This is a genomic window from Mesorhizobium sp. WSM4846, from assembly GCF_055811415.1.
This window is the reverse complement of sequence record NZ_JBVVPZ010000038.1, coordinates 23440-37353: the sequence shown is the minus strand read 5'-3', so window position 1 is coordinate 37353 and position 13914 is coordinate 23440. Positions and strand designations below refer to the sequence as shown.

The window sequence follows — 13914 nt, the reverse complement described above, 5'->3', positions numbered from 1 at the left end:
ATGATGCGAGTGCATATGCGGGAGGTGAGGATGACGCAGAAATTGCCGTTCGAAGCACTGTCGGTCGACACCCTGGCAGCACGCCTCGGCGCCAACGATGCCCTGTGTTCGCATATCGGCAAAGATACAAGCCGCTGGAAGGTCCGCGAGGTCGGCGACGGCAATCTGAACCTGGTGTTCATCGTCGAGGGCGCCACGGGTGCGGCCGTCGTCAAGCAGGCCCTGCCCTATGTCCGCCTGGTCGGCGACAGCTGGCCGCTGCCGCTGAAACGCTCCTTCTTCGAATATCACGCGCTGACGCGGCAAGACGCGAGAGCACCCGGCTCGGTGCCGGCGATCCATCACTTCGACGAAGGCCAGGCGCTGATCATCATGGAATATCTGTCGCCGCACATCATCCTGCGGCGCGCGCTGATCGAGGGCCGGCAACTGCCCAACATCGCCGGAGACATCGGCCTGTTCATGGCCCGCACCCTGTTTCGCGGCTCCGACCTGCATATGGCGACCAGGGATCGCAAGGCCGATCTGGCGCTGTTCGCCGACAATGTCGAGCTCTGCGACATTACCGAGAACCTGGTGTTCTCGGACCCGTATTTCGATGCCAAGATGAACCGGCATACGAGCCCGCAGCTCGACAGCGTCGTCGCAGAGCTGCGCGCCGACCGCGACCTCAAGGTCGAGGCGCAGCGGCTGAAGCACATTTTTGCGGCCAATGCAGAGACGCTGCTGCACGGCGACCTGCATTCCGGCTCGATCATGGTCACCGAGACAGAAACGCGGATGATCGATCCCGAATTCGCGTTCTACGGCCCGATCGCCTTCGACGTCGGCATGCTGCTCGCCAATTTCTGGATGGCGTTCTTCTCGCAGCGTGGCCACGAGCAGAACGGAAAGCGCGACGCCATGCGCGCCTATCTGCTCGACGTGACGGTCGAGACATGGTCGGTGTTCCGCAGCGAGTTCTCGCATCTGTGGCGAACCGAGCGCACCGGCATGCTCTATCAGCAAAGCCTGTTCGAGGATCAGGGCGACAGGCTCGGCGCCGAGCAGGCGCTCGACCACATGCTGCATCAGGTGTGGACCGACATGCTGGGCTTTGCCGGCGTCGAGGTGCACAGGCGCATTCTGGGCCTCGCGCACAATGCCGATTTCGAGACCATTGCCGACGCCGACCTGCGCGCCACATGTGAGGCAAAGGCGCTGAAATTCGGCCGTCATATCGCCGTCAACCGGCGCCAGATCCACAGCATCGACGAGGTCAACAAATTGGCCGCACTGATCGAACGGGAGAACAGGATTTGAACGTCGGCGACCGCCACTATCGCACCATCTGGCTGAGCGACGACGGCCGTTCGGTGGAGATCATCGACCAGCGCTGGCTGCCGCATGATTTCCGCGTCGAAAAAGTCGGCACCGTTGCCGGCATTGCCACGGCGATCCGCGACATGTGGGTGCGCGGCGCGCCGCTGATCGGCGTCACCGCGGCCTATGGCGTCGCCATGCAGATGGCCGACGACCCATCCGATTCGGCACTCGACGGCGTCTGGGAGGTCTTGCACGAAACCCGCCCGACCGCGATCAATCTGCGCTGGGCGCTCGATGAGATGCGCAATTTCTTGCGGCCGCTTCCATCTGGACAGCGCGCCGAGGCGGCTTACCGGCGCGCCGGCGAAATCGCCGACGAGGATGTCGGCCTCAACCGCGCGATCGGCGTCAACGGGCTTGAAATCATCAGGGAAATCGCAGCACGCAAAAAACCGGGCGAGCCGGTCAACATCCTGACCCACTGCAATGCCGGCTGGCTGGCCACCGTCGACTACGGCACCGCCACGGCGCCGATCTATCTGGCAACGGAAGCCGGCATTCCCGTTCATGTCTATGTCGATGAAACCCGCCCGCGCAACCAGGGCGCCCAGTTGACCGCATGGGAGATGGCCGGCCACGGCGTGCCGCATACGCTGATCGTCGACAATGCCGGCGGCCATCTGATGCAGCGCGGCCAGATCGACATGGTCATCGTCGGCACCGACCGCACCACCGCCGACGGCGATGTTTGCAACAAGATCGGCACCTATCTGAAGGCGCTGGCCGCCGCCGACAACGACGTGCCGTTCTATGTCGCGCTGCCGTCGCCAACCATCGACTGGACGGTGGGTGACGGGCTGGCCGAAATCCCGATCGAACAGCGTTCCAGCGACGAGGTCTCACTGGTCTGGGGCAAGAGCGCGAGTGGCGAGATTGCGCAGGTCCGCATCTCGCCGGAGACGACGCCCGCGGCGAACCCGGCCTTCGACGTGACGCCGGCGCGGCTGGTCACCGGATTGATCACCGAACGCGGCGTCGCCAGGGCTTCGCGCGACGGCTTGAAGGCGATGTTTCCCGGACGCTGATGGATCCTGCTCCCACGGATACTGCTGAGACGATTGGCAACGGCCCTAAATATCAAGACTGACGGCTCGCCGGACCCCTGAAAAGACCCGGCCTCGCCGGCAATGCCAAATGCGATGTCGATCCACCACATGATCCGACAAGGCCGCCACCAGCTGGCGCAGCCGACGGCGCGGGACTGCGGAATTGGCTCTCGTAAACGCGTACGTCCCAAACGGGTTGCCAATCCATGGTAGTGTGATTATACCAGTTACTAAGGTGACGATCGGCAGGGCCATCGTTGGAAATCAGGAGTAGGGCCAGATGACTACGATTGCGCTGTTTGGTGCCGGCGGCAAAATGGGTTACCGCCTGTCGACCAATTTTCGCGGCTCTCCCTACATCCTACGCCATGTCGAGGTCAGCGACGCCGGCCGCGAGCGGCTGAAGACCGGGCTGGGCCTCGACGCGGTCAGCGCCGATGAAGCCCTGAACGGCGCCGAGGTGGTTATCCTGGCGGTTCCCGACACCCATATCGGCAGGGTCGCGGCCAGCATCGAGGGCAAGCTTGCGTCCGGCACAATGGTGGTCGTGCTCGACGCCGCAGCGCCTTTCGCCGGTCATTTGCCGAAGCGGCCGGACCTGACCTATTTCGTCACCCATCCCTGCCATCCGCCTATCTTCAACGACGAGACCGACATGGCGGCCAAGAAGGACTATTTCGGCGGCGTCAAGGCCAAGCAGCATATGGTCAGCGCGCTGATGCAGGGACCTGAGGAGGATTTCGCCAAGGGCGAAGCGATCGCCAAGATCATCTGGGCACCGGTGATGCGGTCGCATCGCGTCACGGTCGACCAGATGGCGCTGCTCGAGCCGGGCCTTTCGGAGACCGTCTGCGCTTCGCTGCTGGTGGTCATGAAGGAAGCGGTCGACGAGGTCGTCGCGCGCGGAGTCGACCAGCAGGCCGCGCTCGACTTCCTGCTTGGCCACATGAATGTGCTCGGCGCCGTCATCTTCGGCGAGACCAAGGGCGTGTTCTCCGACGCCTGCAACAAGGCCATCGAGTTCGGCAAGCCGGTGCTGATGCGCGAGGACTGGAAGCGGGTCTTCGAGCCGGAAGAGATTGCAGCGAGCATCCAGCGCATCACCTGAAGGCGGAAGCCGCCTTTCCTTCTCCTCTCGTAGGAGAAGGTACAGGCGCGTCCTATGTCACCGCGGTGACTCTACCCGCCGCATCGAGGCGACAGCCGACTCGCGCCTGCCGAACCTCGACGCCGCCTTGTCTTGCATAGTGTATGCGCACCTCGATCGGCGCCGTGAGCGCGCCCCGACGTTGCTGCAACGGGCCCGCGCTTACCGCGTGAACAAGCACGGCGCCAAGCGGCGTGGCGGCCGACCCGATCGCCGTGCGGCAGGCGCGCACCACAGCTGGTGGGATACCGGGTTTGGCTTTCAGTGGCGCCATAAACGGATAGCCATAGGTGATCCGCGCCGACGTGTTGCGATCAGTTCCAGAAGGCCTGAGCTTGCGCGGCAGGATGGCGAATTGACTCGCAGCCTTGGCCTTGGTGGTGGCTGGCGTGATGCCGGCATTGCTGCTTGCGGCTTGCCCAGCGCCCAGCGCCGGGTTGCCTGGCTTACCTCCTGGAGCGGTGCCCGATGCGGACGAACGGTCGCCCACCCCGACACCTGTCGACAGGCCGCCGCTTGCGCCGCCGAGGTTGCCGCTGACGCCAAGTCCGGCACCGAGCGACCCCTTGCCCGCGCCGAGCGATCCGCCAAGGCTTGCTCCCCCTACTCCGTCGACGCTCGAGCCGCCCGCCACCGAGGCGCCTTTCGGGCCGGCGCTAAGGCCAGCACCGACCCCGACACCGCCAAGTTTGCCGCCAAGCCCCGCCTCAAGAGCCGAGGCAGGGCAAATTGCGATCGCGACGGTCAATGCGGCTGCGACGTATTTGTTCATCACCATATTCCTCCTGCGGCATGGATTCGGCCCACGGAAATGCCCTTCACGATCACGCCTCGCTAGGGAGCGCCGAGCTTCGGCGGTCGCGTCGGGAGCAACGCGTCGGGAAGCGCGATGGTCGCCACCAGAACAGGTCGCGATGGTTTTTTGGCCTTCACTTTGTGGTTTTCACGCAACCCCGATTGACGGGCTGGTCGCGAGCGCACGGACACATCTGCACGCGAAGCTGCGACGGCACGCGCTTTCGGAACGCGGTTGATACGCTCGCTGCGACGCTCATCCCGGGCCTTTTCAACGTCAATCGCCTTTCGAGCGGCGCTGAGCTCGCGGGCCAGGCCGACGGCCTTGTTGCGCTCCTGCTCCAACGCCACGCTCAGCTCCATCGAGACGCGGCTCGCTTCCTGCCTTGCCGCGTCGCGTTCCCGCCGGGCGCTGTCGCGATCACGAGCAGCTGAATCTGCCCGTTCGCGCTCCAGTTCGAGTGCGTCGCCAGCTCGCTTCAAAGCCGCCTCGGCCACCTGTCGTTCCCTGATGGCGTCGGTGCGCGCAGCCGCAGCCAGATCCGCGCTTGTCTTAAGCGCGTCGATGGTCTGGCGCGCCGCGGTGAGTTCGCGTCCGAAGCGCTCAGCCTTGTGCCGCTCCTCATCCAGCGCTCGCTGCGCCTCTGCCACAGAGGCCGCCATGGAGTGACGCGCTTCAAGCATGGCGGCCTTCTCGTGATCGGCGAGAGTGGCTTTGGCCTTCAAGCCTTTCACTTGGCTTTGCGCCACTTCCAGATCGAGCGCGAGCTCTTCGGCCCGTCGCCGCTGCTGTTTTAGCGCCTGTGCTTGTTCAGCCATCATGTCGGCTACCGCACGCGCCTGCGCACTGGCATCGCGGGCGCCGCGCTGCATCACGGCCAGTTCGGCTCGCGCCGCCGCCAAATCGCGGCCGTCATGGTCAGCGCGAGCTGGGTCACCGCGAGCCGGCTGCACGCTCTTCCTGAGCGCGTCGACTTCCCTCAGCGCTGCAAAGAGCTTTTGTTCCAGCGTACCGCGGTCAGTCCGCATCGCATCGAGTTCCCGCACCAAGGCGTCAGCCCGTTGACGCGCCGTCGCAAGGTTCTGATTGTGTCGCGCGGCATCGTTGCGAGCAGTCTGGCGAGCCGCAAGTGCTTCCGCGCGCGCTGCCGCAATTTCCATGCGAGCGGCGGCTAGCTCATTCAGCAATGCCCCTTGCAAAGTTTGCTGCTGCTCCGCAGCAGGCTGCCGAGGTGTGTGGGAACCGCGCACGCCCGGTTGCGCCTCGGCCTGGCCGTTCTCGACACTGGCACGTTGCGAAGCCACGGCCGAAGAGCCGTCGCTGGCTGCGTCAGCCGGCGGTTCGGGCGCTTCTTGTTTGACCTCCACCGAAGCTGTGAGGTCCGAAGGCGAACTTTGTATCAGTTTGACGGTTATGTCAGCCCGTTCCTGACGGCCGCTCCTGGCTTGCAAGCGGTCGGAAATCAGCTTTGCCAGCTCTTCCTCACGCAGACCTGCGGCGGCAATGCTCCCGATCAATGGAAGGTCAAGCGTGCCAGTCGAGTCGATGGTGAAACTATGGTTGAGCTGCAACGCTTCCAGAACGCCGTCGCGCAAGGCAGTCCATTGCCAAACGTGCAGTTCGATCGTGTCTCGCGGAGCAAGTCTGTCGTCAGCCTTCGGCCGACCGTGTGCCGCAGATCCCAGCAGCATGATGCAGAACGAAATGAGGCACAGCATGGCGCTGCAGCTCCTGCCGCACATGCCACGCAATGAAGCCAGATGCCGTCGGTCAGCAAAGCTTGGCGCGGGGCTGCAGGATGGCGGCCTGAAACTCTGCACAAAAGTCATAGCTGAACCTCACCGGCAACGCGACCCTTGCCGCGAACGGATTTCATTAGAAAAACCGCGCGCAGGCTGGGGTCGGGGAGAAATTCCACAACCACGACGCGACACTAGCAAAGCCTGCGCGTACCGCTGAGCACCGAATAAGGCTTAGGAGTATCTACTCCTTGCTTAATTACTGCGCCCTCACCCGTGTATCGTACCCCTTAAGGTGGTGGTTCACAGACCTGGCCAACTGCAGGCGTGTCGCAGGGAACGAAGCGTCGCTCTTGGTGGGATGACTCCCCGGTGGCGCTTTCTGCTCATCAGATACATATCATCTGAATTTGTGGTTGACTCATTATACCAGTTGGCTTAGCTGTTGGAATGGCTTTGGCCAGCCGAGGCCGGGCTGAAAATTGGGCAGGCGGCAGGTGGAGGGGCAGGCTGAAGACGGAACCGAGCCAGATGATCCGCCCGGGTGAGCCGGCAAATGACCCGATCCGCGACACCGGACGCGATCCGCCTGACAAACTGGAATGCATTTCAGCCTGGGCCGCGGAAGCACAGGCTTTTTCAAATGGGAGGAAATCATGAAACTCACTCGCAGAATGACATTTGCGGCTTTTGCCGGCATACTGGCGCTGGGCACCGCGGCACCCGCCTATGCGGCGGATCTCATTGCCATCATCACGCCCTCGCACGACAACCCATTCTTCAAGGCGGAAGCCGTCGGCGCGGAAGCCAAGGCCAAGGAACTCGGCTATGAAACGCTGGTTCTGGTCCATGACGACGACGCCAACAAGCAGTCCGAGCTGATCGACACGGCGATCGGCCGCGGCGCCAAGGCGATCATCCTCGACAATGCCGGCGCCGACGCCTCGGTCGCCGCCGTGCAGAAGGCCAAGGACGCGGGCGTTCCGTCGTTCCTGATCGATCGCGAGATCAACGCCACCGGCGTCGCCGTCGCGCAGATCGTCTCCAACAACTACCAGGGCGCCCAGCTCGGCGCGCAGGAGTTCGTCAAGCTGATGGGCGAGAAGGGCAATTACGTCGAGCTGGTCGGCAAGGAATCCGACACCAATGCCGGCATCCGCTCCAAGGGCTACCACGATGTCATCGACGACTATCCGGACCTGAAGATGGTGGCGCAGCAATCGGCCAACTGGAGCCAGACTGAGGCCTATGCCAAGATGGAATCGATCCTCCAGGCCAATCCGGAAATCAAGGGCGTGATCTCCGGCAACGATACGATGGCGATGGGCGCCCATGCAGCACTTGCCGCCGCCGGCCGCAAGGACGTCATCGTGGTCGGCTTCGACGGATCGAATGACGTCCGCGACTCGATCGCCTCTGGCGGCATCAAGGCCACGGTCCTGCAGCCGGCCTATGCGCAGGCTCAGATGGCAGTCGAGCAGGCCAACGACTTCATCAAGAACAAGAAGTCTCCGGCCGAGGAAAAGCAGCTGATGGACTGCGTCCTGATCAATGGCGACAATGCCGCCAAGCTGGAAACCTTCGCGCTGACCAACTGAGTCGGCGTGACATCAATCGCAAGGGACGAGCCTGCGGCTCGTCCCTTGCTTCCATTTCCTGGGTGCCCTGACCGCCATGCCGAACAAGCCGACATGTTGACAAAGCTGACTTGGCCGACCGTTGCCGCGATATTTGGCATCAGCCTGACCGCCTGCAAGATCCTGCCGACACCGTCCGCGGAAGATGGCGGCAATGCACCGGCCTTCAACGCGGACAAGATGGTCGGCGATATCTGGGCTGCCAAAATGCTGCCCTATCTCCAGCAGAAGGCCGGATCGTTTCCCGAGGTTCACGCCCTGGCGAAAGCCGATCCTGCGGCTGCCGGCGCCAAGTATGGCAATCCGAAGAAGCAGGCGAATTCGCCGTGGACCTTCGCGGTTCGCCTCGAAGGCAAGATTGTTGCGGCGAACACACAATCACGCGCGGCAACCATGGATGTCGATGCCGACGGTGACGGTAAGGCGGATGCACGGGTGCAGATCGGACCGGCGATGCGTGGCACCGCGCTGCGCGACAGCCTCGACTTCATCCAGTTCAACGATTTTACCAACCAGATCGACTTCGCCCAGTTCGGCAAGGCGTTCAACATCCATGCCGACAAGGCGGTGCTCTCCAAGCTGCCGCGCGAAGCGCTGGAGGGCCGCAGCGTCAGGGTTGTCGGCGCTTATGTCATGGGCAGCGGCCAGGACCTGCCGCTGGTGACCCCGGCGGAGGCAGAGGTGGGGCCGAAGCCATGACTGCTGCCGGCGATCACGATGTCATCCTGAAGCTGGAAGACGTCTCCAAGGTCTATTCGGGCACAGTCGCGGTCAAGCGCGCGAATTTCGAAGTGCGCAAGGGCGCGGTCAACGTGCTGGTCGGCGAAAACGGCGCCGGCAAATCGACGCTGATGAAGATCATCGCCGGCGTCGAACAGCCGACGCTCGGCCGCATTCTCCTGGAGGGCGAAGCGGTTTCCTTCTCCTCATCCGGCGACGCGGTGAACCGCGGCATCGGCATGGTGTTCCAGGAGCTGAACCTGTTCGGCAACCTGACGGTCGCCGAGAATATTTTCGCCACCCGCGAGATCACCAACCGGTTCCGCAAGATCGATAGCCGGGAACAGGAGCGCCGCGCGGCGGAATTTCTCGAGCGCCTGCAAGCCGGCATCCGGCCCGACATGCTGGTCGAGGATTTGCGCATCGGCCAGCAGCAGCTGGTCGAGATCGCCAAGGCGGTTTCGCTCGATGCGCGCATCCTGATCATGGACGAACCGACCTCGGCGCTGAGTGCGGCGGAAGTCGAGATCCTGTTCAAGGTGATCGCCGACCTCAAGGCGCGCGGCGTGGCGATCGTCTACATCTCGCACCGGCTCGAGGAACTGGTCCGCATCGGCGACTACATCACCGTGCTGCGCGACGGCCGCATCACCGGCCAGGAGAAGATGAAAAACGTCGACACGCAATGGATCGTCCGGCAGATGATCGGCTCCGACGCCAAGGACTTCGCCAAGGCCGACGGCCATGTTCCGGGCGATGAGATCTTCCGCGCCGAGGACATCTGCCTGCCGCGCGTGACCGGCGGGCTTGCGGTCGATCATGTCTCGCTGTCGCTGCGTGCCGGCGAGATCCTCGGCATATACGGCCTGATGGGCGCCGGTCGCAGCGAGCTGTTCGACTGCATCATGGGGCGCCACGGCCATGCCACCGGGGCGATCTTCATTGCCGGCAAGAAGGTCAGGGAACGCGACACCACGCGGCGCATCCGGCGCGGGCTGGCACTGATCCCCGAGGACCGCCAGCGCGAAGGGCTGGTGTCGATCCTCTCGGTCGCCAGCAATCTGACGCTGGCCAGCCTGTCGCGGTTTGTCCGCCTGTTCCATATCAGCGGCGCCAAGGAGAACCAGGCGGTGACGCAGATGGTGCGGGAACTGGCGATCAAGGTCGCCGATCCGGCGCAGGAGGTCTCGTCGCTGTCGGGCGGCAACCAGCAGAAGGTGGTGATCGGTAAGGCGCTGCTCACCGGACCGAAGGTGCTGTTGATGGACGAACCAAGCCGCGGCATCGATGTCGGCGCCAAGGCCGACGTCTTTCGCACCATGCGCAAACTGTCCCGCGACGGGCTGGGCATTCTGTTCGCCACCTCCGATCTCGACGAGGTGATGGCGCTGTCCGACCGGATCGCGGTGATGAGCAACGGAAAACTGACCGGCATGTTCGATCGCGCCGAGGCGACGGAGGCGGCACTTGTCGCCGCATCGGCGCTTGGCCACGGGCCGGTCCCGCACATGGAGAGCCACGCCCATGACTGACATCCCGGCCAAGGCTTCGGTTGCCTCCGCCTCGAGCGGCTCCGTGCTGCTGACGCTGATGAAGGCGAGGACGTTCATTGCGTTGATCGCCGTCCTGATCTTCTTCTCGATCGCGGCGCCGAATTTCCTGTCGGCCGCCAACCTGATCCTGATGTCGAAGCACGTCGCGCTGAACGCCTTCCTCGCCATGGGCATGACCTTCGTCATCATCACCGGCGGCATCGACCTCTCGGTCGGCTCGATTGTCGGCCTGTGCGGCATGGTCGCCGGCTATCTCGTGCTCAACGGCATCGACCTGCAGGTCGGCTACACGATCTATTTCAACGTCTTCGAGATCGCACTGATCACGCTGGCGGTCGGCATATTGATCGGCGCCGTCAACGGATTGCTGATCACCAGGCTGAATGTCGCGCCGTTCATCGCCACGCTCGGCGTGCTCTATGTCGCGCGCGGCCTGGCGCTGCTGTCGTCGGATGGCCGCACCTTTCCGAACCTCGTCGGCAAGCCCGATCTGGGCACGACCGGGTTTGGCTTCCTCGGCGCCGGCCGGCTGCTCGGCCTGCCGGTCTCGATATGGATTCTTGTCGTCGTAGCAGTTGGGGCGGCCTATCTGGCCAAATACACCCCGCTCGGCCGCCACATCTTCGCCGTCGGCGGCAACGAACGGGCGGCGCGGATTTCGGGCGTCAGGGTCAATATGGTGAAGATGTTCGTCTACATGTTCTCCGGCTTCTGCGCGGCGGTCGTCGGGCTGATCATCTCCTCCGAACTGATGGCCTCGCATCCGGCGACCGGCGAAAGCTTCGAGCTCAACGCCATCGCCGCGGCGGTGCTCGGCGGCACCTCGATGTCGGGTGGCCGCGGCACGATCGGCGGCACCATCGTCGGCGCCTTCGTCATCGGCATCCTTTCCGACGGGCTGGTGATGATGGGGGTGAGCTCGTTCTGGCAGATGGTGATCAAGGGCCTCGTCATCATCGTCGCCGTCGTCGTCGACCAGGCGCAGCGCCGGCTGCAGAGCCGGGTGACGCTGATGCAGATGGCAAAGGCGGGCTGACCCGTGGCGGAACTGCGAGGAGCGCTGATCGGCTGCGGCTTCTTCGCCGTCAACCAGATGCATGCCTGGCGCGACATCGAAGGCGCCTCGATCTTCGCCATCTGCGACCGCGACCCGGAACGGCTCAAGGTGCTCGGCGACCAGTTCGGCATCGTGCGGCGCTACGTCGACGCGGCGGCACTGTTTGCCGGCGAAAGCCTGGATTTCGTCGATATCGCCACCACCGCGCCGAGCCATCGTTCGCTTGTCGAGATGACGGCACAGAACCGCGTTCCGGCGATCTGCCAAAAACCATTCGCGCCGTCGCTTGCCGACGCCAAGGCCATGGTCAGGGCATGCGCCGATGCCGGCGTGGCGTTGATGGTGCATGAAAATTTTCGCTGGCAGTCGCCGATCCAGGCGGTGCGCGCCGTTCTCGACAGCGGCGACATCGGCACGCCCTTCTTCGGCCGGATCTCGTTCCGCTCGGCCTATGACGTGTTTTCCGGGCAGCCCTATCTGGCGACGGGAAAGCGCTTCATCATCGAAGACCTCGGCATCCACAGTCTCGACATAGCCCGCTTCCTGCTGGGCGACGTTTCGACGATCACGACCCGAACCGCTCGCATCAACCCCAACATTGCCGGCGAGGACGTCGCAACCATGCTGATGGACCACAAGAGCGGCGCAACGTCCGTGGTCGACTGCAGCTATGCGACCAAGCTCGCCATCGAGCCGTTTCCGCAGACGCTGGTCGAGATCGACGGCAGCGACGGCACGATCCGGCTCGAGCAGAATTACCGGCTCACCGTCACCGGCAGGAACGGAACGGCGGTCAGCGACGTCTCGCCACCGTTGCTGCCCTGGGCATCGCGGCCATGGCACAACATCCAGGAAAGTGTCGTCGCCATTCAAAAGCACTGGGTCGACTGCCTGGCGAACGGGACCGAGCCGGCAACCTCGGGCGCCGACAATCTTAGGACCTTGGCGCTGGTCGAGGCCGCCTATGCCGGTGCTGCAAGCGGTGAACCGGTGCAGCTCGACGCTTTGCTGAGATGACCGCGGATGCCTTCCTCCTCCATGGCACACCCGCGGTCGAGGCCGAGCCAGTCAGCTTGCTGCGCCGGCGCGCTCAGCGCGGACTTCGTCAACGGCAATCTGCGCACCATCCGCCATGGCGGTATCGAGGTGCTGCGCGCCATCGCCTATTATCGTCAGGGATCGCGACTGGGGCACCTACGAGCCGGCGCTGACGGATTTGGTCATCGACCAGGGCGCCGACACTTTCTCCGTCAGCTATTCGGCAAGTTGTGCCGGACCGGACGGAAGCCGGCTCGACTTTCGCGCGACGATCAAAGGTTCCGCCGACGGCCAGCTGGTTTTCGACGTGAGCGCGCTTCCCGAAAACGCTTTCGAGACCAATCGCTGCGGCTTCTGCATCCTGCATCCGATCGCCGGGCTGGCCGGCAGCCCGGTCACTGTCGAGCACACCGACGGCAGCGTCGTCGCAACGAAACTTCCTGAGCTGATCGACCCCTGGCAGCCTTTCAAGGATCTGCGGGCGATCACGCATGAGGTCCGGCCCGGCGTCACCGCGGAATGCCGGATGGAAGGCGATGCGTTCGAGATGGAGGACCAGCGCAATTGGTCGGACGCGTCCTACAAGACCTACGTCCGGCCGCTGGCGCTGCCTTGGCCCTACATGCTGCCCGCCGGCCGGACTGTGCGCCAGACGGTCAGTCTGCGTGTGACCGGCGACGGCAGGGCGCCGGCTGCCGCAGCAGCAGCCGAGCCGGTCCGAGTCGAACTCGGCGAAACCGGACCGCTGCTGCCGGATATCGGCGTGATCATCTATCCCGACGAGGTCGAGACGGCGCTGGCAAACCTGCAGACACTGTCCGCGCTCGGCCCGCAGCAGCTGATGTTCCATTACGATCCAACGCGGGGCCATGGTCTCGACGCCTTGCAGTCCTTTGCCCGGCTCGCCGCAGCCTACCCGGTCGAGACCACGCTCGAATGCGTCGTTTCCTGCGTTGGCGATCTCGATGCCGAGCTCTCAGGCGTCGCCGGCATGGTGCGTCAGGCCGGGCTGAAGCTCTCGGCTATTGCCGTCTCGCCTTCGGTCGACCGGCAGTCGACGCCGCCGGGCAGCGCATGGCCTGAATGTCCGCCGCTTGAAGATGTCTATGCCGCGGCGTGCCGCGCCTTTCCCGACATCCGCCTCGGCGGCGGCATGTTCAGCTATTTCACCGAACTCAACCGCAAGCGCGTTCCCGCCGATCTGCTCGATTTCGTCAGCCACTGCACCTGCCCGATCGTGCACGCCGCCGACGATCTCAGCGTCATGCAATCGCTGGAGGCACTGCCGTTCATCACACAATCGGCGCGGGCGATCTTCGGAGCAAAACCCTACCGGATCGGCCCGTCGACCATCGCCATGCGACAGAACCCCTATGGCGGCGCGACCAAGGCCAATCCGCACCGTCAGCGCATCGCCATGGCCGACCGGGATCCTCGCCATGCCGGGCTGTTCGCGGCAGCATGGACGATCGGCTATGCCGCGCGCGTCGCGCCGGCCGGACTGGAGATGCTCACGCTTTCCAGCTTCAGCGGATCGTTCGGCGTGCTCGCGGAATCCGCGGAACCCGTCGGCGAAGGCGAACCCCGGCCGATCTTCCAGGCCGTGCAGGGGCTTTGCGAACTGGCCGGCTTCAGGCACGTAGCGGCGAGGACGAGCGATGAGACGCGGCTGCTCACGCTGGCCAGCCGTTCTGCCGCGGGCCAGACCGTCATGTGGCTGGCGAACCTGACGGCGAGCGAAGTGACGGTTGATATTTCCGGGATCAAACGACGCCGCCTTGTGATGACGCCTTACGCGATCACCCGGATCGGGTGA

The 13914-nt window shown here is 64.1% G+C and carries 10 protein-coding genes and 1 pseudogene; 9 read left to right on the top strand and 2 right to left on the bottom strand.

Annotated features, from left to right (window positions below):
* Positions 1–30 precede the first annotated feature (30 nt).
* The 3 genes from mtnK to AC0L15_RS25490 all read left to right on the top strand — a co-directional run bounded on the left by mtnK (position 31) and on the right by AC0L15_RS25490 (position 3519).
* The gene (gene mtnK, locus AC0L15_RS25500) at positions 31–1302 is read left to right on the top strand and encodes an S-methyl-5-thioribose kinase (RefSeq protein WP_287245318.1); all 1272 of its coding nucleotides are present in this window, start codon (positions 31–33) and stop codon (positions 1300–1302) included.
* Positions 1299–2390: an S-methyl-5-thioribose-1-phosphate isomerase gene (gene mtnA, locus AC0L15_RS25495; protein WP_287245320.1), complete on the top strand. Its 1092-nt coding sequence runs from the start codon at positions 1299–1301 to the stop codon at positions 2388–2390. The genes mtnK and mtnA overlap by 4 nt, the downstream gene beginning before the upstream one ends.
* Positions 2391–2691: 301 nt before the next feature.
* On the top strand, positions 2692–3519 hold the full coding sequence (locus AC0L15_RS25490) for a phosphogluconate dehydrogenase C-terminal domain-containing protein (protein WP_128167473.1): 828 nt from the start codon (positions 2692–2694) through the stop codon (positions 3517–3519).
* A 52-nt stretch (positions 3520–3571) separates the two neighbouring features.
* Here the strand turns inward: AC0L15_RS25490 and AC0L15_RS25485 are convergent, their stop codons facing one another.
* Entirely contained in the window at positions 3572–4330 is a 759-nt protein-coding gene (locus AC0L15_RS25485) for a hypothetical protein (protein ID WP_287245322.1), read from the bottom strand.
* Positions 4331–4392: 62 nt separating this feature from the next.
* Positions 4393–6183 carry a polysaccharide biosynthesis/export family protein gene (locus tag AC0L15_RS25480; protein WP_353812992.1) on the bottom strand — a complete coding sequence of 597 codons (1791 nt, stop codon included), beginning with the start codon at positions 6181–6183 and terminating at the stop codon, positions 4393–4395.
* A 566-nt stretch (positions 6184–6749) separates the two neighbouring features.
* Here AC0L15_RS25480 and AC0L15_RS25475 point away from each other — a divergent pair.
* The 6 genes and pseudogenes from AC0L15_RS25475 (at position 6750) to apnL (ending at position 13914) form a co-directional block, all read left to right on the top strand.
* A complete protein-coding gene (locus AC0L15_RS25475; RefSeq protein ID WP_287245324.1) occupies positions 6750–7691 on the top strand; it encodes a D-ribose ABC transporter substrate-binding protein in 942 nt (313 codons plus the stop codon).
* A 93-nt stretch (positions 7692–7784) separates the two neighbouring features.
* Positions 7785–8429 (top strand): DUF2291 family protein, encoded by a 645-nt coding sequence (locus AC0L15_RS25470; RefSeq protein ID WP_287245325.1) that lies wholly within the window; start codon positions 7785–7787, stop codon positions 8427–8429.
* On the top strand, positions 8426–9982 hold the full coding sequence (locus AC0L15_RS25465) for a sugar ABC transporter ATP-binding protein (protein WP_287245328.1): 1557 nt from the start codon (positions 8426–8428) through the stop codon (positions 9980–9982). Before AC0L15_RS25470 ends, AC0L15_RS25465 begins: the two co-directional genes overlap by 4 nt.
* Entirely contained in the window at positions 9975–11039 is a 1065-nt protein-coding gene (locus AC0L15_RS25460; RefSeq protein WP_023800208.1) for an ABC transporter permease, read from the top strand. Before AC0L15_RS25465 ends, AC0L15_RS25460 begins: the two co-directional genes overlap by 8 nt.
* A gap of 3 nt (positions 11040–11042) precedes the next feature.
* A complete protein-coding gene (locus tag AC0L15_RS25455) occupies positions 11043–12077 on the top strand; it encodes a Gfo/Idh/MocA family protein (RefSeq protein WP_473497501.1) in 1035 nt (344 codons plus the stop codon).
* A pseudogene (apnL, locus tag AC0L15_RS25450) lies at positions 12074–13914 on the top strand (D-apionate lactonase). The gene AC0L15_RS25455 and the pseudogene apnL overlap by 4 nt, the downstream one beginning before the upstream one ends.